Origin of the sequence: uncultured Acinetobacter sp. (genome assembly GCF_947626835.1) — a bacterium.
Taxonomy (GTDB): Bacteria; Pseudomonadota; Gammaproteobacteria; order Pseudomonadales; family Moraxellaceae; genus Acinetobacter.
Genome location: NZ_CANQTS010000014.1, coordinates 19,258 through 39,267, shown reverse-complemented (window position 1 = coordinate 39,267; position 20,010 = coordinate 19,258). Strand labels below are relative to the sequence as shown.

Sequence of the window (20,010 nt, the reverse complement as noted above, 5' to 3'; positions counted from 1 at the left end):
CAACTGACCGATAACAATTTAAAAAAAGATTAAACGGAGAATGATTATGTGTGGAATCGTAGGCCTTTATTTAAAAAATCCAGCCTTAGAATCAAAATTAGGTCAATTGTTTGAGCCTATGCTCCAAGCGATGACAGGTCGTGGACCTGATAGTGCAGGCTTCGCAATTTATGGTGATGAAGTACAAGACGGTTGGGTGAAACTGACCCTACAAGCAGTAACAGAAGATTTCGACTGGAGCAGCTTTAGCCAAGCGTTAAAACAACAACTCAATACCGAGTTAGATTGGTTTCAAAATGCAACCGCAGCTGTGCTTAAAGTAAAAGCTGATGAAACGATTGTGCGTGAAGCGATTGCCAAGCTTGGCCCTAGCCTCAAAATTATGAGCGTTGGGCAAAGTATCGAAATTTTAAAAGGTATGGGCTTACCTGTAGAAATTTCTGAGCGTTTTGGTCTGGCGCACATGAAAGGCAGCCACATTATTGGGCATACTCGTATGGCCACCGAAAGTGCGGTCACTATGGAAGGCAGTCATCCATTTTCAACAGGTGCAGATCTGTGTTTAGTGCACAATGGTTCTTTATCTAATCATGCCCGTTTACGCCAAGAACTCAAACGTGAAGGCATTCATTTTGAAACCGATAATGATACTGAAGTGGCAGCAGGCTACCTGACTTGGCGTTTGCAACAAGGCGACAACTTAGAACAAGCATTAAATCATGCGCTTGATGACTTGGATGGCTTCTTTACTTTTGCGATTGGTACCAAAGATGGCTTTGCTGTGATTCGTGATCCAATTGCTTGTAAACCTGCGGTATTGGCCGAAACTGATGATTACGTTGCCATGGCATCAGAATATCAAGCCTTAGCGTCATTACCCAATATTGATCAAGCCAGAGTGTGGGAGCCAGAACCTGCAACCCTGTATGTGTGGGAACGCAATTCAGTTAAAGCGGCATAACATCAATAAAAAATCACTAAAAATAGGGGAAACCATATGAGCATTGCATTTACAGAACAAGTGACAGCAACGTTATTCAAAGATCACTATGACTTAAATGTTGATACGATTCGTGAACTCAATCAAGCGCTGCATAATCCTGACTTAACCAGCAGTATTGAACAGTGGACAGTGAGTCATCCAGCGGGTCAACACAATATTGCTGTGGGCATTAATGCACCTGTGCAGGTCACGATTGATGGACATGCAGGCTATTACTGTGCAGGGATGAATCAACAGGCACATGTCGTGGTCAATGGTAATGTCGGTGTTGGCGTGGCTGAAAATATGATGTCGGGCTCAGTGTATGTTAAAGGCAATGCCTCGCAAGCGGCAGGTGCGACTGCCCATGGTGGACTCTTGGTGATTGAGGGAGACGCTGGTGCACGTTGCGGAATTTCTATGAAAGGCGTCGATATTGTGGTCGGTGGCAACATTGGGCATATGAGCTGCTTTATGGGCCAAGCTGGGCGTTTGGTGGTGTGTGGCGATGCAGGTGATGCTTTAGGCGATTCACTGTATGAAACTCGTATTTATGTCAAAGGCACAGTGAAATCTTTAGGTTCAGATTGTATTGAAAAACTAATGCGTCAAGAACATCTGGATGAGTTAAAAGAGTTATTAGAACAAGCAGGTTTTGATGCAGATCCAAGTCAATTTAAACGCTATGGTTCAGCACGCCAACTATATAACTTTAAAGTCGATAACGCGGCAGCTTACTAACAAGAACAATAAAATAATTTGGAGAACATCATCATGACAACAACTATTCAAGACTTTGAACCTGTATTACGTGAATCAGCCACTTTTGATCGTTTAACCATTCAAGAAATTCAACGTGCAGCAGCCACAGGCATTTATGATATTCGTGGTGGTAGTACCAAACGCAAAGTGCCGCATTTTGATGATTTACTTTTGTTGGGCGCGAGTATGTCACGTTATCCATTAGAGGGATATCGTGAAAAATGTGGCACAGATGTCGTACTTGGTACACGCTTTGCCAAAAAGCCAATTCATTTAAAAATCCCAGTCACCATTGCAGGCATGAGTTTTGGTGCATTGTCTGCACAAGCCAAAGAATCCTTGGGACGCGGTGCCTCAATGGTTGGCACCTCAACCACCACAGGTGACGGGGGGATGACCCCTGAAGAACGTGGTCATTCAGAAACGCTAGTGTATCAATATCTGCCATCACGCTACGGCATGAACCCAGATGACTTACGTAAAGCCGATGCGATTGAAATTGTGTTGGGCCAAGGGGCAAAACCGGGTGGCGGTGGGATGCTGTTGGGCATGAAAGTCACAGAACGCGTAGCGGGTATGCGTACTTTACCTGTCGGTGTCGATCAACGTAGTGCTTGCCGTCATCCAGATTGGACCGGTCCTGATGATTTAGCCATTAAAATCGCTGAAATTCGTGAAATTACAGATTGGGAAAAACCGATTTATGTGAAAATTGGTGCCAGTCGTCCGTATTATGATGTCAAACTGGCAGTCAAAGCAGGTGCGGATGTCATTGTACTTGATGGCATGCAAGGCGGTACTGCAGCCACACAAGAAGTGTTTATTGAGCATGTGGGTATTCCGATTTTGCCTGCGGTTCCCCAAGCCGTGCAGGCCCTACAAGAAATGGGCATGCACCGAAAAGTACAGTTAATTGTGTCAGGGGGGATTCGTAGCGGTGCTGATGTGGCCAAGGCGATGGCATTGGGGGCTGATGCTGTAGCGATTGGTACCGCCGCTTTAATTGCACTTGGCGATAACCATCCACGCTTAGACGATGAGTTAAAAGCCATTGGTTCGGCAGCGGGTTACTATGATGATTGGCAAAATGGTCGTGATCCGGCGGGGATTACCACACAAGATCCTGAGCTATCAAAACGTTTAGACCCCATTGAGGGTGGCCGCCATTTGGCCAATTACCTCCGTGTACTTACACTTGAAGCGCAAACCATGGCACGTGCGTGTGGTAAATCGCATTTACACAACCTCGATCCTGAAGATTTAGTGGCCTTAAATGTTGAAGCTGCCGCGATGGCGCGTGTACCCTTAGCAGGCACCAATTGGATTCCAGGTCAGGTGCAATACTAAACTTTGATGCTATCTTTCCACCTCATGACTGAGGTGGAAAAATATTCACGTTTATCGCCTGATTCATCAAAAAATTCAGCAAACTCTCTCATCAGCATGAATCTTTTACAGCTTTGTGCTGATTTTTTTTCATTATCACGTGAGTCTCATTCAATTTTGGGACTTTTTAAATGGATTGTTCACATTGATATAAAGTTTTAAAAATTCTGTAATTTTTATATAAATAATTGATTTTAAGTTAAATAAATTAATAAATTTTCTTGTGCTTGGTTTGATTTTTCTTTCAATCAACGCAATGTTGCACCTTAATATAGTCATTTTGCTTATTGTTTGCTCAAATTGAATTTTATTCATCTTTTATTGAAATTGTATCGTTTTACTCATGTAAGGATCTGCGTTTTAATCTCTCCATACAGAAATTTAGCTTTTACAAAAAATTTAAGGCGCATCTCCATGAGTACAGCATTTCAATGTTCAATCAAACGTATCCGTTTTGACGAAAACTACGAACCGGCCAACAACACCCGTTTAACCACCAATTTTGCTAACCTTGCCCGTGGTGAAAGTCGCCAAGAAAATCTTCGCCGTACACTTGCGATGATCAATAATCGTTTTAACAGCTTGGCAAGCGTAGATAATCCAAAGGGTGATCGCTACTCACTGGAAATTGATATCATTTCGGCAGAAATTGATATTGAAGGCAATGGTCAAACTTTCCCGTTCATTGAAACCTTAAAAAGTACCATTATTGATCATCATACCAATCAACGTATTGAAGGCATGATTGGCAATAGCTTTTCATCTTATGTACGTGATTATGACTTTAGTGTGGTATTGCCAGCATTAGGTTGTCAAACAGGCGAAAAACCTGAAGATTTTGGTGATTTACACGGTAAGTTATATAAACACCTTGTGAACTCAGACGTATTTAAAGCTGAATTTAGCAAACAACCTGTGATTTGTTTAAGTGTTTCAACCAGCAAGACATATTTCCGTACCACCAATGTACACCCAGTACTTGGCGTGGAATATACTAACGATGATTATTCACGTACCGATGAATATTTTGCCAAAATGGGTTTAAGCGTACGTTATTTTAAACCAGAAAATGGTAATGCGCCTTTAGCCTTTTATTTCGCTGGCGACTTATTACGTGACTACACAGATTTTGAGTTAATCAGTGCAATTAGCACCATGGAAAGCTTCCAAAAGATCTACCGCCCTGAAATTTATAATGCAAATTCACCAGCAGGTGTTGTGTATCAGCCAAGCTTAAACTACGCAGATTATTCATTGACACGTATTGTGTATGACCGTGTTGAACGTGGTCAATTGGCAGTTAAACAGGGTAAATGGACAGAAGAGAACTTCATTCAGCCTTACAAAGCCATTTTAGATGAATGGGCAGCCAATTTTAAAGAGAGCGCAAACAGCAACGCTGCTTGATCCACTCTAATATTTATTCAAACATTTCAGATAAAGAAGATTCATTATGGCAATTTTACTCCCAACTTCAACCGCAGGTAGCTTACCAAAACCAAGTTGGCTTGCAGAGCCTGAGACATTATGGTCGGCATGGAAACTAGAAGGTGAAGAACTGCTAGAAGCAAAACGTGATGCTCTGAAACTGTCTTTGCATGAACAAGTGCATGCAGGTATTGATATCGTCAGTGACGGTGAACAAACGCGTCAGCACTTTGTGACGACTTTCATTGAACATCTTGAAGGTGTCGACTTTGAAAAACGCGAAACCATGCGTATCCGTAATCGTTACGATGCAAGCGTACCTTCAGTTGTGGGTGAAGTATCGCGTAAAAAAGCGGTGTTTGTAGAGGATGCAAAATTTCTACGTAGCCAAACTACGCAACCTATCAAATGGGCATTACCTGGTCCAATGACCATGATTGATACATTATACGATGGTCACTACAAAAGCCGTGAGAAATTAGCGTGGGAATTTGCTAAAATCCTCAACCAAGAGGCACTTGAGTTAGAAGCAGCGGGTGTAGATATTATTCAATTTGATGAGCCTGCGTTTAACGTATTCTTTGATGAAGTGAATGATTGGGGCGTTGCCACTTTAGAGCGTGCGCTTGAAGGCTTAAAATGTGAAACAGCTGTGCACATTTGTTATGGTTACGGTATTAAAGCCAATACCGACTGGAAAAAGACTTTAGGCAATGAATGGCGTCAATACGAGCAAGCATTTCCAAAACTACAACAGTCGAAGTTAGACATCATTTCACTAGAGTGTCAGAACTCACGTGTACCGATGGATTTAATTGAACTGATTCGTGGTAAAAAAGTCATGGTCGGTGCAATTGATGTTGCCACCAATCAAGTGGAAACGGCTGAAGAAGTCGCCAATACTTTACGTAAAGCACTGCAATTTGTAGATGCCGATAAGCTTTATCCATCAACCAACTGTGGTATGACTCCTTTGTCTCGTCAAGTGGCTCGCGGTAAACTTGAAGCCCTCAGCGCGGGTGCTGCAATTGTGCGTCAAGAACTCGGCGCTTAACACGACGTGTGATGATCAGCATGAGGGCAAAGCAATTGCCCTTATGTCAATCATAGACACATCATATATACATTTGAGATCAAAGAGATGATTGAAGCAACTGACTTTAGAAATGCAATGTCTTCATTAACGACTGCTGTGAACGTAATCACCACACAAGGACAAGCAGGGATGCATGGTTTTACAGCATCGGCTGTATGTAGTGTGACGGATACACCACCGACATTGTTGGTTTGTATGAATCAATCTTCTCGCTCACATGCACATTTTATTGAAAATAAAGTGTTGTCAGTGAACGTATTAAGCACACAGCATGAACAGATCTCCAACGCTTTTGCTTCAAGTAAATTCACCTCAGAAGAGCGTTTTAATTTGGGTGCTTGGAGCACATTAAACACAGGCTCACCCATCTTAGACGATGCTTTGGTCAGTTTTGACTGTGAAATTGAGCAGATTCAAGAAGTAGGTACCCATAGCATTTTTATGTGTCGTGTGGTTGCCATCAAGCAAAGTCAGCAGGATACCAGTTTGGTGTATTTCAATCGTGGTTACCATCATGTTGGATCAAACCCAAGTGTTTAATGGGATGTTGTGATCCACCTTTAACTCCTATTGTGAAGTAAATATTTCGTGGAACTTATTATTTTCCTCGCCATCGGTGCACTCGCAGGATTTGCTGCAGGACTGTTTGGTGTTGGCGGTGGTACTATTATTGTACCGCTACTTTTTATTGTGTTTACCCAAATGGATTATCACCCAGATGTCATTATGCATTTGGCATTGGGGACTTCACTTGCCACCATTATTGTCACCTCTATCAGCTCATTCATGGCACATCATAAAAATGGTGCGGTGCTATGGCCAGTGTTTAAAAACCTTGCCGTGCCGATGGCATTGGGTTGCTTTTTTGGTGCAGGAATTGCAGGTTGGCTTTCTGCCTTACATTTGCAAATGATCGTGGGGGTTTTCCTTATTTGGGTCGCTTACACAATGTTTACAGGGGCAAAAAAAGCCATTGACCCGACCAAAACTTTACCGTCAACACCGCAACAGCTGATGGCAGGTTCAATCATTGGTGTGGCTTCGGCCATCTTTGGGATTGGTGGAGGCAGTTTAACGGTACCTTATCTGACGCGCTATGGTGTGGTGATGCAAAAAGCCGTGGGTACTTCTGCTGCTTGTGGTTTACCCATTGCAATTGCTGGGGCACTCGGCTTTATGATCTTTGGGATGAATAAAGACATTGAAGTACCCAATACCGTAGGCTTTGTGCATATTTATGCATTTTTAGGTATTAGTATCATGAGCTTTTTTACCGCTAAGCTAGGTGCAAAAACAGCGCATGCCTTATCACCTGCAGTGCTTAAAAAATGTTTTGCAGTGTTATTGGTGATTGTAGGTATTTTCTTCTTGGTTAAAGGCCTCAGTTAAGTATTTAGGTCAATTTAGCTGAGAAAAGAGCCTATTTTGATAGGCTCTTTTCATTCTTAGGTATTGAATAACAACAGGTTTATTTTTCTTTTACGCTTAGAAACACAAGCTTTGTGTTTTGATTTATTTTTTTAAATTTTTTGATTTGAGCCTCTCCTTGACATGATTGAACTACGACATTTAAAAACACTGATTGCTTTACGTGACCATGGCACATTGGTCGCGGCTGCCGCCGAACTGTGTTTAACACCATCGGCCGTGTCCCACCAACTCAAAGAATTAGATCAATTGTTTGATACAGAAGTAGTATTACGTCGTACACGTCCTGTGAGTTTTTCTAATGTAGGACAGCGTTTATTGGATTTGGCCGATGAGATTTTGCCGCAAATTCAAACCGCTCAAACCGACATTATGCGCATTTTACATGGTCAAACAGGTCGCATTATCTTCTCATCAGAATGCCATAGCTGTTTTGATTGGCTGATGCCTTTACTCAATCAGTACCGCCATCAATATCCCGATGTAGATTTAGATTTTGCCGCAGGCTTTGAATCAAATCCACATGAACTGTTGCAACTTGGTGAATTTGATCTGTTGATTACCGCCGATCCAATAGCGCTCAAAGGCATTGAATATTGTCCAGTTTTTGACTATGAATCACGTTTGGTGCTATCGACCACACATCCTTTGTTAAAAGCTGAAAATATCAGCATTGAAGATTTGGCAGAAGCAACTTTAATTACTTATCCGGTGGATAAACACCGTTTAGACATCATGGCAAAATTATTTATTCCTGCCAATATTATGCCAAAACATATTCGTACCACCGATCTTACCCAAATGTTAATTCAATTGGTCGCCAGTGGACGGGGCATTGCTGCATTACCTGATTGGGTGGTGAATGAGTATGAGCAAAAAAATTGGGTGGTGTCACGGCGTTTAAGCTGTGTAGCTGAGCAGGGTTTACGAAGAACCCTATATGCAGGTTATCGTAGTGAAGATAAGGACAAAGATTATTTTGAAGGATTCTTAAAACAACTGAATAAATTTTCAAAGTTAAGAACCTCATATTATGCTTAGTCAATGATAAAGATTTGAAATACTATCTTCTCACGTTCAACTTAACATGAGCGTGAGAAGAAATTTATGCTGAATGATGATGAGCATATCTTTTAAATTCAAACCAATGACATTTTCTAAAAAAATTATAGCCATATGATATTTCTTGATTATTTTTATGCCATAAATCCTGCTATGCTATTTAAGAATTAACTTCACATAGATGATGAAACATGACATATCAAGACGAAACACTCGCCATTCATGCCGGCTATTCGCCAGAAAGCACCACCAAAGCAGTGGCGGTACCCATTTACCAAACCACGTCTTATGCTTTTGATAATACCCAACACGGCGCCGATTTATTTGATCTTAAAGTGCAAGGCAATATTTATACCCGTATTATGAATCCGACCACTGCTGTGCTTGAACAGCGTGTTGCAGCACTTGAAGGTGGTATTGGTGCATTGGCTTTGGCCTCGGGTATGGCAGCCATCACCTATGCTATTCAAACCATTACCGAAGCCGGTGATAATATTGCGTCTGTATCTACGCTGTATGGTGGAACCTATAACTTATTTGCACATACCTTACCTAAACAAGGGATTGAGGTACGTTTCTTTGACTATCAACAGCCTGAAAGCTTGCGTGATTTAATTGACGAAAAGACCAAATTGGTGTTTGTTGAATCTATTGGTAATCCACTTGGCAACATTATAGATTTAGAAGCCATTGCTACGATTGCGCATGAATATGGTGTGCCAGTGGTTGTAGATAACACAGTGGCCACCCCAGTTTTACAAAAATCATTTGATTTTGGTGCCGATATTATCGTGCATTCACTGACCAAGTATATTGGTGGGCATGGTAATTCCATTGGTGGCATGATTGTCGATAGTGGTAAATTTCCATGGGGGAAATACCCAGAGCGCTTTAAAGTATTAAACACGCCAGATCCTAGCTACCATGGAGTCAATTATGTAGAAGCTTTAGGTGCTGCGGCGTATATCGCACGTGCACGAGTGGTCCCTTTACGTAATACAGGTGCTGCAATCAGCCCACAAAATGTTTTTTTAATTTTACAAGGCTTAGAAACCTTGAGTTTACGTATGGAGCGCCATACCGAAAATGCGTTAAAAGTGGCTCAATATTTACAGCAACATCCTAAAGTCAACTGGGTCAATTACGCAGGTCTGCCAGATCATCCACAGCATGCTTTGGCACAAAAATATGTGAAAGGTAAGCCATCGGCAATTTTATCTTTTGGGGTACAAGATGGTCGTGCCGGCGGTACGCGTTTTATTGATGCATTGCAACTGTTTACACGTTTAGTCAATATTGGTGATGCCAAAAGTTTGGCCTGTCATCCTGCCACCACCACACATCGTCAATTAAGTGCAGATGAGCTTAAAGCGGCAGGGGTGAGCGAAGATATGGTGCGCTTAAGTATCGGGATTGAACATATTGATGATTTGATTGCAGATTTAGCACAAGCTTTAGAACACGTATAAGTGAGTTTTAAACCCATGCATGCATCAAATGCATGGGTTTTTAAATAGATTAAATGAGGTTGAAGATCTTAATAATTTTACTGCTGATCATGCTTTGAAAAAAGTGATCCAAGTTTGGATCAATCATTTTGCCTTTAACTGTAATGTGCTAAATGTCAAAAGAGCAGCATTTTAAGCTCATTTTATCCAAGGTGGTGGCCATCAAATGTGCCGTGTAGAAAATTGAACTTCTAGGTTTATATTTTTTTAAATATCAAGCACAAAAAAAGGTACGCAATGCGTACCTTTTTGATCATCAACTGCTTCTAAAATTATAGAGCAACGATGTTTACAGCGTTAGGGCCTTTTTGACCTTGCGCAATGCTGAATTCAACCTGTTGGCCTTCAGCTAAAGTTTTGAAACCTGAGTTAGCGATTTCGCTGAAATGAGCAAAAACGTCTGGACCAGATTCTTGTTGAATGAAACCGAAACCTTTAGTTTCGTTGAACCATTTAACTGTACCTTTAACTACTGGTGAGTTTGACATCGTATATCCTTCATTTGAAATAATTTTAGCCATTAAATGACTGGGTGTAACTTTGAAAATACTAAAGAATGGGACTTAAAATCTAACAAACGCAGGATTATGAATAACACGACGAAGTACACAAGAGATTTATCGCAACAAGACTTTTTTTCTAGTTAAGCCAAGTATAACCTAAAAAAACAATTAATCAAGTTTTCTTATAATTATATTGAGTAAATTTATAAAAAAATTGATAAGTATTTGTTAAATATCAGTTTAAAAAAATAAAAAACTTAAATTTTTTTATAAAATTTTGAATATATTTGACAGTGTTAGCTGTGGGGATTAGTCTTGCACATTGTATAAGGTGCTTCTATATAAGAAGTGAAACTGGGAAGTTAGTTTAATTTATTTTAATTAAAAGCTAACACTGCCCCCGCAACGGTGAATAACGCATCGCGTTTAAGTCCGGAGACCGGCCTCATACACAACCTAAACAATGCGGTGGGCGTTCAATCAGGGGTTGTATCGTTGTCTGTTTAAGACAAATCGTGCTTACCCAAAAATCGCCGTCGCATTTTATATCACTATTCGCACGGGCGGTGCGATTTTGGGCTACGTTAAATATGTACACATCTAATAACACCATGCTTGAGGGTGTAATTCCATCCTCGCGATCTACTCTAGCACCTTGCATCCATATAGGGCTTAATTTCACTGCACACAGCCATCTGGCGAGTTAAGCAGTGATTCAATGTGCTTATTACTTGGCTGATCTCCAGTAAGAGCATGACCTAAATTTCAAGTTAAGCCTATATCAATATTGGGTGATCTCAATCGATTTGATTGTGGTTTAACGCTTCATATCAGCTGTGTGTGGTGCAGCGCGCATTTCAAGCATTCTTTATTATCAACCCCGCTATGGTGTGTTGAGGTCAATCAATCATGCAAATTTTTAAAAAAACTATCCTAGCAAGTGTCATTTCGGCGTCCCCTTTGATGCTATATGCCAATCAAATTGAATTGGGTGATAACGCTACAGCCTTCAATCAACAAGCGATTGCCATTGGTCAAGATGCAGCTGCTAAGTCAGGTGATTCAATTGCCATTGGTCATGAAGCGATTGCGCAAGGTGGTGTGTTTGTATCGTCTTTAACCGGTGAAAAATATTATCCAGCTACTGCAGTAGGTGCTGCTGCACAAGCCACCTCAGACTATGCGACAGCTGTGGGGGCCAATAGTCGTGCTACGGCTCAATCTGCCACCGCACTTGGTCGTCAAGCCATGGCTGATGCTGAAGGCAGTGTCGCAATTGGTTGGGGTGCTATTGCACGTGAAGTAGGTGATTCTACATCTGCTAAAAATGCGGTTGCCTTAGGTAAACAAGCCAAAGCGGAAAATGATAACGCCACGGCTTTGGGTGCATCATCAACAGCACATGGGCATGTGTCTGTGGCATTGGGTAACTTTGCCGGTGCTTATCAAGAAGGTTCAGTGGCTATTGGTGCAGATGCCAAGTCTCACGTCAAAGGCTCAATTGCAATTGGTCAAAATGCAGTGGTTCAAGTCAAAGACATTAAGGCCGCAGGTGTGACAAGCTATTTAAGCGATATTGCCAATCAAGATGCACGTTTTGGGGTGGTCTCTTTTGGGCAAAAATCAACGCGCTTTAATGTGCCTGATACCACGCGTCGTTTAACCTTTGTGGCCGGCGGAATTGATGATACTGATGCAGCCAACATTGCCCAACTTAAAGTATTAGATGGTAAAATTGCAGGCTTAAAAAACCAGATTGATGATGTCTTGCTTGGCCATACAAGCTCATCTCAAAGCACAGCACTGCAAAGCCAATTAGATGACTATCAACAAGAATTACAAAATTTAAAAACCCAGTACAGCACTTTAGCTGATACGCTTGAGCACAGTGATGCCACAGACTTAAGTACACAAGCAAAATTGCACGAGCAAAATGTAGCCATTGAACAGACACAACAGCAGTTGAGTCAAATAGAAGATACAGTCACAGCACAAAGCGAAACCTTAGCTGTACAAGGGCAGGAGCTCACACAACATCGCAGTGCAATTTTTGATTTACAAGACACTATGGCGCACTATATGCCAGCGCTTGAACAAAATGTCGCTGATCTTAACCAACGTGTCGATCGTTTAAACACTCAGGTGGCACAAAATCGTCGACGTGCCGATGCCGGTGTAGCCGGTGCGATTGCGATTGCTTCGTTACCTCAACCTAGCGCCCTGGGTCGTACGTCAGTGGGCATGGCCATGGGTTTTAGTGGCGGTGAAAGTGCAGTGTCTATGGGCGCTGTACATCAATTTATGCAAGGTCAAGCCTCGGTAAAAATAGGTACTGCGTTCAATAGCCAAGATAAGCCTTCAGGTGGTGTGGGTCTTGGTTGGACATTTAATTAATTGTTTAAGCATAGCGCGAGGAGCGAATCTATCTTCGCGCCATGACATTTAGATTTACCTGACTTATTTTTGCCATCTATTGGTTTCTCTCATGTTCGGTCAATATACATGTGGTGTATTGATCTGTAGCAGTCTATTACAGTTGTAAATCTTATGAAAAGTAACACGTCATCATCTGCCAAAGCTTTATATGCGTCGAATAAAACTGAACACATTGGCAGCTTTTTAAGAGCTTTAACATTAAAAAAAGCCCGTTATGACTTTGCCGATCGGGTCATTTATGAAGAAACCTTACGTCAAGTTGAAAATGCTGAAATTGACAATTTAATTGATATCCAGCTCGATTTAGATTGTTCTGTGATGACCGATGGTGATTTTCGCCGTGCATGGTGGCATTTTGACTTTTTAGAACAATTCAATGGCATTGATGGCTATAAAACCCGTCGCGGCCTGCAATATAAAGATGCTATCAGTAAAGCTTATGATGTGCGTGTAAGTGATAAAATCTCCTTTCATGCTGATCATGCATGTCTGGCGCACTATCGTTATTTACATGACGCGATTGAGGGTTTTGCCACTGCAAAATACTGTATGCCGAGTCCTAATATGATGTTATTGCCACATGTGCGTCAGAATCGAACCTATGGCGATGATCTACAAAGTTATATCCAAGATTTAGGTCAAGCCTTTAAAGATGCCATTCAAGCCTTATATGCTCAAGGTTGTCGTTATATTCAAATTAATGATCAGTTTTTAGCCTACTTAAGTGATGATCGTTACCGCGAGCAAGAGCTGCTCAATGCTATGGACCCTATACAACTGGCAGAGTATGCGGTAACAACCTTAAACTTAGCTTTAGCAGATAAGCCTTGTGATTTGGTGGTTGGCCTGCATATTGAACGCGGCAATTTCAGCTCAAGTTGGTTGTATCAAGGCGATTATGCCTTTGTGTTTGCACATGTATTAACGCATCTTAAAAACATTGACCGCTATTTTTTAGAATTTGATACACCACGTTCAGGTGACTTTGCCTGTTTAGCGCAACTAGAACATGTGGAGGCCGAGGTTTTTTTAGGCTTAATTTCGAGCAAAACAGAAATCATTGAACAACCTGAGCAGATTATGGCCTGTATTCATATTGCGGCCCAATATTTACCTCTATCACGCTTAGGCCTATGTTTACAAAGTGGTTTTGCATCTACCGAAGAGGGCAATAAGATATCTTACGATACACAATGGAAAAAAATTAAATTGATGAATCAGGTGGCTGAGCATATTTGGGCTTAATGTTATACTCAGCTCAGATCAACAGCCAAGTGAGTGATCATTTGGCTGCTTTAGCGTATTGCATACATTTGTGATCGTTAATTTTTAAAGATCATGACTTCAATACATACCACTGGAAAATTCACTTACACTCAGGGTTAATATGAGCATTTCAACTGCGCTGCCATCTTTAGACAGTATTTTACTGGCACATCAACGTCTTCAGCAACAGCGTCCGTTGGTACAATGTTTAACCAATACGGTTTCAGTGAATTTTATGGCCAATGTACTATTAAGTGCAGGTGCTTCACCGGCAATGGTAGATAATCCTGAAGAAGCAGCAGAATTTGTAGAAGTTGCACAAGGCATCATTATTAATTTAGGTACGCCCACCACAGCATTGGTTGAAGCGATGCGTTTAGCAATTGCCAAAGCTCAACAGATCGGTAAACCTTGGGTACTAGATCCGATTGCAGCAGGTGCCTTATCATGGCGTGGTCAATTGGCCGCTGACTTTTTGCATTACCAACCAACAGTCATACGTGGCAATGCGTCTGAAATTATTGGTTTAGCGGGTTTGGGGCACAATAGTAAAGGCTTTGATAGCTCTAATGATCCAGCTGATGCTGTAGATGCAGCACGCGCGCTATTACAACACACTCAAGTGGTGTCAGCCTCTGGCGCAGTCGATCACATCGTTGCCAAAACGGGCCAGCAGGGCGTAGAACAATATTGGCTGGCTAAAATTAAAGGTGGCAGTGAGTTTTTCCCATTGGTGACCGCATCGGGTTGTGCATTAGGAGCTTTAGTGGCAGCTTATGCTGCTGTAACCGACGCATTTAATGCAGTGGTGAGTGCCCATGCACATTTTGCTGTGGCTGGCAAAAAAGCCCATCTGTTGACACATGCACCCGGGGATTTTCAGCGTGAATTTATTAATCAATTATATTTGGTCAATGCTAATGATTTTGCGCACCACTTACAATTGAGTGTCGAGGAGTTAAATGCGCGATAAGTAGATTGCTTTTTGTTGCATATATACAGACTTCTTGAACTAGGTGCGAAAACAGCTGATCCAAGTGCAGCAAAACAGGCATGGCATGCCTATCCAGAACACCATATTTATAGTGCTCAATATATTGCTTTCGCCAAAAAACTGGTGATAGTTCTTGGCAATATGAATGTCCATCACCTGAGCAAGTCATACAAGATTTTGAGAGGTTGGGGCAATTTAAACACATTGATACTGAATTTTTACAGCAATATGATCTATATCTTTTCAAAGACATCATTATTTATTGTGGCAATGGTATTAAAGCAAGTGTTTTTGCATTAACTGTTGGTCGTGCAAAAACTAGGGTTCAATATGACAAATGGTGTAATGTTTAAAAATGTTGAAGGCAGAATTATTGCAGCACAGTGCGTAAATGCATATGTGGTTGCCTATTCGATTCTTGTAATTTAAGATTATACAGCATTTGAATATAGCAACCTGTAAGCCTTCACTACACAGATATAGCTGATTGATGCTGTGGGCTTTTGAGCACAGTACATGTTTTTTGTGGTTTTGTATGAAAATAATTCATCAAATGAATGAATAAGAGTAATAGCACCCAAGGTATAATTATAGATTGCTTCTTTTGTGCGATACGCTTTCGATTGGCTCATGCATACTTTCTCCTCTTTGCTGCAAAAACAGCAGTTTAGTATCTTAATTGAACATCTGACTCATTTAGCGCCACAGCCGATCATGCCGTATTTGGCCGGCTATCCTTGTGTCATGACCTTGGCTGATCGGGTGCATAGTGATGATGATCCTGCACCTGTAGCCAGCGCGCAGCATTATCCCAGTGAAATTGAAAAAATTTTACATTTTTCGGGTAAAGACCGTGATATCAAAGATTTTCAAAATTTCTTGCAACAGGCACAGGCAGAAGGGTTGAAAAATGTATTGTTACTTACGGGTGATAAGTTAAAGTCGCACTGTTTTGAAGAGCACAGAACCCGTTATCTTGAATCAGTCAATGCTGTGATGGCGGCTAAAGCGCATGGTGGATTTTGTATTGGCGTGGCATTTAATCCATTTAAATATCGAGCTGCTGAAAAACAAGCGCAATATTTTAAATTACATAAAAAAATGAAAGCAGGCGCGGATTACATCATTACTCAATTGGGCTATGACTTAAATGCTTTGCATGAGTTAAAAGATTTTATGCAGCAGCATGATGATCACCAGCCTATTTTTGTATGTGTGATGCCACTAACCTTAGCACGTGCGCAATTTATGCGGCGAGCCAAGGTCGCCGGTATTGTGATTACAGATCATATGTTGGCTGTGCTTGAACAGGAAAAACAACAAGGTTTAGTTGATTACGCTGAGCGCCGTGCTGCTTTGCAGATACGCATTTGTCAACATTTAGGTTTTGCTGGTGTGCATTTATCGGCTTGTCATCAAATTGCTGCACAACAGCGCTTAGAAACATATATCAATGAATATCAGGCTTTAAGCTTGGCAAAATGTGAAGCACTTTGGCAGCAATTATGGCAAATAAACACCGGCCATGAATTTATACCTGATTATGCTTATAGCGAAAACCAAGTAACGCGTAAAGATTATCTCAAGTACCAGCAATTACATTTGATGCATGAAACGGTTTTTGCTTCAAAAATTGCTAAAGGGGTTGGGCGTACGTTGTTTAAAGCACCGATTTGGCAAAATAAAGTCGTGGCACGTGGTTTAGTTCAAGCTGAACATGTCAGTAAACATAGCGTGGTGGGCTGTGAAAGTTGCGGACAATGTCGTTTAGCTGAAACCTTATATATTTGCCCTGAAACGTGCCCCAAAGGTCTTGCCAACGGCCCTTGCGGTGGAACACACGGCGATTTGTGTGAGTTTGGGGATCGTGAATGTATTCACTCGGTCAAAGCACGCTTAGCTCAGGCAGTTGGGCAAACTGATCAATTAAAACAACAGCTAATTCCAACCGTGCCTATTGAAGTACGTGGCAGTAGTTCTTGGAAAAATTGGTACTTAACTTAAAAAAAAGCCCGCACTGCGGGCTTTTTTTTATTTTTAAGCCGCTGTACTGCTCTTGACCTGAGCAAAGCTGTCATTTAACACGCTTAATGCCGCTTTAAATTGTTCGTCAGGAATGGTTAATGGATATAAGAAACGAATCACATTGCCATGTTTACCGCACGACAACAATAGCAAACCATGCTCCATGGCATAGCGCTGGATCTGTACGACTTGTTCAGCATGTTGCAGCTCAACCGCCACCATAGAGCCTAAACCACGTATATCCTGAATAAATGTATGGCGCTCTTTGAGCTCTTCTAAGTTTTCAATCAGTTGAGCACCTAATTTATTTGCACGCTCGCACAGCTTTTCTTCATGGATCACATCCAACACCGCATGGGCAGCAGCAACTGCTAAAGGATTACCCGCGTACGTACCGCCTAAGCCACCTGGATGTGGTGCATCCATAATCTCTTGACGACCAATCACTGCTGAAATTGGGAAACCACCGCCTAAACTTTTCGCCATGGTCATTAAATCCACTTTGACTTCAGGGTGATAATCCATAGCAAACACTTGCCCTGTACGCGCAAAGCCAGTTTGTACTTCATCAGCAATCAGTAAAATTCCATGTTGATCACATAAGGCACGTAAGCGGCGGAAGAACTCAGGCGGAGCCACATGAAAACCACCTTCGCCTTGTACCGGTTCCACGACAATCGCGGCAACAGATTCAGGAGCAATATCAGTAGTTAAAATATCATCAATGCTATTCATGGCAGCATCAATGCTGATTCCATATAAGGCATTTGGGTATTTGGCATGAAATACACCTGCAGGCATTGCCCCAAAATCACGTTTATAGGGTAGAACTTTGCCTGTCATGGCCATGGTCATAAAGCTACGCCCGTGAAATGCACCTGAAAAGGTGATAATGCCATGGCGACCGGTGGCAGCACGCGCAATTTTTACAGCATTTTCAACTGCTTCTGCACCAGTTGTAAATAAAGCGCCTTTGGCAGGACCTTGAATCGGTGCTAAAGCAATTAAACGTTCTAAGAGTTCAACATAACTGGCATAAGGGCTGACCTGAAAAGAGGTATGCGTGAAGCGATCAAGTTGGGCTTTTACTGCTTCAATGACTTTAGGATGGCGATGGCCTGTATTGAGGACGGCAATCCCACCGGCAAAATCGGTATACGTTTTGCCGGTTGTGCTCCAAATGGTGGCATTTTCTGCACGATCAACATACCAATCGCATAATACGCCAATACCACGTGCCAAATTTTTTACTTGTTGTTGTTGAATTTGTTGTTGTTGCATTTGTTATTGTCCTTAAGAGAATCATCTATAGCACTAATGTGGCTGAAGTCATGCCCAGGAACGAGTGCCAATTTTAAGATTAAATAAGGAGCCAATTTTATTTTGCCAAGCTGAGTATTGGTGTGAATGTTGCTTATTGGGCTAAGCTATGCTTAGGATGAAGTAGAGCCATCATTCACTTAGATAAACGGATTTTATCGAACATAAAAAGGAACAGAATGTTAAAGCACACTTTATTGGCAGACTATATTCAACAAGCCTTGCCTGAACACACACATGGTGCCTTGTATCAGCGCTTATTTCGCTGCCTAGTCGATGCGATTGCTACAGGCGTTGTGGCATTAGGCAGTAAACTACCAGCATCACGTGATTTAGCCCTTGAACTCAAGGTATCACGCAATACGGTACTCAATGCTTATCAATTATTAGAAGCGCAAGGGTATATCCAAGGCTTTACCGGGCGTGGTACGTGGGTCAGTGAGCAACTGCCCGATGATTATCTCAATGTCAAACCCACTCAGCCAGCACAGCTTGCTCCGTTTGCCAAGACCCAACAGATACTGTCACAACGTGCCCAACACTTTATGCAGCATGTTAATCCGCGCCCGATTCAATGGGGGGCTTTTGTGCCGGGTATTCCAGATGTGAATGAATTTCCTCATGCTTTATTTAACAAAATTCAAAGTCGTATCGGGCAAACTCCAGATACCGCCAGTTTGATGTATAGCCATTGGGGAGGCAATGAAGAGCTAAAACAGAGTTTATGCGATTACTTAAAAATGGCACGTTCGGTGCGCTGCGAGCCTGATCAAATTATTATTACAGATGGCACACATCAATCCATTGATCTTATTTCACGTGCTTTATGCGATGTAGGGGATGTGGTATGGATGGAAGATCCAGGCTATTGGGTGGTACGTAATATCTTGAGTATGAATGGTTTAGATGTTCATGCACAACCTGTAGATGAACAAGGTTTAAATCCAAGGCCAGATGCACCGAAGCCCAAGCTGATTTTCGTGACCCCATCTCATCAATATCCATTAGGTTCACATTTAAGTTTAGCAAGACGCCGTGAATTACTTGATTTAGCGCGTCAACAACAAGCCTTTATTGTTGAAGATGATTATGACAGTGAATTTCGTTTTACTGGACAGCCTTTCCCGTCGTTACAAGGTTTAGAGCAAGATACTCCCGTCATCTATCTTGGAACGTTTAGTAAAACCATTTATCCAGGGCTTAGGGTCAGCTATATGGTGGTGCCACATGTGTTGGCTGATACCTTTAAACTGATGCTTGATGAGTTACATCGTTCAGGACATCAACTGACGCAACGCGCTTTGGCCAAATTTATGGATGCAGGCCATTATGTGGCTCATATTCGGCGTATGCGCGTGTTATATGCAAAACGACGCCAATATCTGATTGATTTGATTGAGCGCTATATGGGCGCAGATATGATCCATCCACTGAGCCTAGATGCAGGTTTACATTTAGTTTTACGTTTGCCTACCACAGTCAATGACCAAGGGCTTGCAGAGTATGCTTATCAACATGGCATTAAAGTCAAAGCCTTATCTTTATACTATAGCCCACAGCACCCTGCACCAGAGCGTGGTTTGTTATTGGGATTTGCAAGTGTCCCTGAACAAGAAATGCTAGCGGCTTTTTTAACCTTAAGACAGTGTATGACTGAGTATCAGGACGATACAAGCTCAGTCGCCTAATTGGCTGACCACTCAAACATGATTGGTACCTATAAAAGCTTATAAAGTGGTACTCGTCGTTCTGTTTAAAACAAGACACATTGCTTATGAGTTAGATTGGCGTGAACGCTAGGTTCACATATTGAG

16 protein-coding genes and 1 riboswitch are annotated in these 20,010 nt (G+C 41.8%); of the genes, 14 read left to right on the top strand and 2 right to left on the bottom strand.

Annotation, left to right across the window (positions count from 1 at the left end; all coding sequences use genetic code 11):
* Window positions 1-46: 46 nt before the first annotated feature.
* The 9 genes from Q0Z55_RS07405 to Q0Z55_RS07365 all read left to right on the top strand — a co-directional run bounded on the left by Q0Z55_RS07405 (window position 47) and on the right by Q0Z55_RS07365 (window position 9,613).
* A complete protein-coding gene (locus Q0Z55_RS07405) occupies window positions 47-961 on the top strand; it encodes a glutamine amidotransferase family protein (RefSeq protein WP_297426435.1) in 915 nt (304 codons plus the stop codon).
* 36 nt (window positions 962-997) lie between these two features.
* On the top strand, window positions 998-1,723 hold the full coding sequence (locus Q0Z55_RS07400; RefSeq protein ID WP_297426432.1) for a protein glxC: 726 nt from the start codon (window positions 998-1,000) through the stop codon (window positions 1,721-1,723).
* A 33-nt stretch (window positions 1,724-1,756) separates the two neighbouring features.
* On the top strand, window positions 1,757-3,091 hold the full coding sequence (locus Q0Z55_RS07395; protein WP_297426429.1) for an FMN-binding glutamate synthase family protein: 1,335 nt from the start codon (window positions 1,757-1,759) through the stop codon (window positions 3,089-3,091).
* A gap of 453 nt (window positions 3,092-3,544) precedes the next feature.
* Entirely contained in the window at window positions 3,545-4,537 is a 993-nt protein-coding gene (locus tag Q0Z55_RS07390; RefSeq protein ID WP_297426427.1) for a putative oxygenase MesX, read from the top strand.
* A gap of 46 nt (window positions 4,538-4,583) precedes the next feature.
* Window positions 4,584-5,612, top strand: coding sequence for a methionine synthase (locus Q0Z55_RS07385; protein WP_297426424.1), 1,029 nt, complete (start codon window positions 4,584-4,586; stop codon window positions 5,610-5,612).
* Window positions 5,613-5,699: 87 nt separating this feature from the next.
* Complete coding sequence (locus tag Q0Z55_RS07380) at window positions 5,700-6,194, top strand: flavin reductase (RefSeq protein WP_297426421.1); 495 nt, start codon at window positions 5,700-5,702, stop codon at window positions 6,192-6,194.
* Between the two features lie 48 nt (window positions 6,195-6,242).
* The gene (locus tag Q0Z55_RS07375; RefSeq protein ID WP_297426418.1) at window positions 6,243-7,043 is read left to right on the top strand and encodes a sulfite exporter TauE/SafE family protein; all 801 of its coding nucleotides are present in this window, start codon (window positions 6,243-6,245) and stop codon (window positions 7,041-7,043) included.
* A gap of 162 nt (window positions 7,044-7,205) precedes the next feature.
* Window positions 7,206-8,123, top strand: coding sequence for a LysR family transcriptional regulator (locus tag Q0Z55_RS07370; RefSeq protein ID WP_297426415.1), 918 nt, complete (start codon window positions 7,206-7,208; stop codon window positions 8,121-8,123).
* 212 nt (window positions 8,124-8,335) lie between these two features.
* Window positions 8,336-9,613 carry an aminotransferase class V-fold PLP-dependent enzyme gene (locus Q0Z55_RS07365; RefSeq protein WP_297426412.1) on the top strand — a complete coding sequence of 426 codons (1,278 nt, stop codon included), beginning with the start codon at window positions 8,336-8,338 and terminating at the stop codon, window positions 9,611-9,613.
* A 311-nt stretch (window positions 9,614-9,924) separates the two neighbouring features.
* Here Q0Z55_RS07365 and Q0Z55_RS07360 read toward each other — a convergent pair whose 3' ends face one another.
* Window positions 9,925-10,140 carry a cold-shock protein gene (locus Q0Z55_RS07360; RefSeq protein WP_297426409.1) on the bottom strand — a complete coding sequence of 72 codons (216 nt, stop codon included), beginning with the start codon at window positions 10,138-10,140 and terminating at the stop codon, window positions 9,925-9,927.
* Window positions 10,141-10,467: 327 nt separating this feature from the next.
* Window positions 10,468-10,618: riboswitch (cobalamin riboswitch) on the top strand.
* A gap of 446 nt (window positions 10,619-11,064) precedes the next feature.
* Between Q0Z55_RS07360 and Q0Z55_RS07355 the strand changes: the two genes are divergently transcribed.
* The 4 genes from Q0Z55_RS07355 to Q0Z55_RS07340 all read left to right on the top strand — a co-directional run bounded on the left by Q0Z55_RS07355 (window position 11,065) and on the right by Q0Z55_RS07340 (window position 16,855).
* Window positions 11,065-12,549, top strand: a complete 1,485-nt coding sequence (locus Q0Z55_RS07355) for a YadA-like family protein (RefSeq protein WP_297426408.1) — start codon at window positions 11,065-11,067, stop codon at window positions 12,547-12,549.
* Between the two features lie 153 nt (window positions 12,550-12,702).
* Window positions 12,703-13,836 (top strand): 5-methyltetrahydropteroyltriglutamate--homocysteine S-methyltransferase, encoded by a 1,134-nt coding sequence (locus tag Q0Z55_RS07350; RefSeq protein WP_297426405.1) that lies wholly within the window; start codon window positions 12,703-12,705, stop codon window positions 13,834-13,836.
* A gap of 142 nt (window positions 13,837-13,978) precedes the next feature.
* Window positions 13,979-14,830 (top strand): hydroxyethylthiazole kinase, encoded by an 852-nt coding sequence (thiM, locus tag Q0Z55_RS07345; protein ID WP_297426402.1) that lies wholly within the window; start codon window positions 13,979-13,981, stop codon window positions 14,828-14,830.
* Between the two features lie 651 nt (window positions 14,831-15,481).
* Window positions 15,482-16,855: a methylenetetrahydrofolate reductase C-terminal domain-containing protein gene (locus Q0Z55_RS07340; RefSeq protein WP_297426400.1), complete on the top strand. Its 1,374-nt coding sequence runs from the start codon at window positions 15,482-15,484 to the stop codon at window positions 16,853-16,855.
* 33 nt (window positions 16,856-16,888) lie between these two features.
* Here the strand turns inward: Q0Z55_RS07340 and gabT are convergent, their stop codons facing one another.
* Complete coding sequence (gene gabT, locus Q0Z55_RS07335) at window positions 16,889-18,157, bottom strand: 4-aminobutyrate--2-oxoglutarate transaminase (RefSeq protein ID WP_297426397.1); 1,269 nt, start codon at window positions 18,155-18,157, stop codon at window positions 16,889-16,891.
* 218 nt (window positions 18,158-18,375) lie between these two features.
* Here gabT and Q0Z55_RS07330 point away from each other — a divergent pair, with 218 nt between their 5' ends.
* Window positions 18,376-19,884 carry a PLP-dependent aminotransferase family protein gene (locus Q0Z55_RS07330; protein WP_297426394.1) on the top strand — a complete coding sequence of 503 codons (1,509 nt, stop codon included), beginning with the start codon at window positions 18,376-18,378 and terminating at the stop codon, window positions 19,882-19,884.
* Window positions 19,885-20,010: the final 126 nt, after the last annotated feature.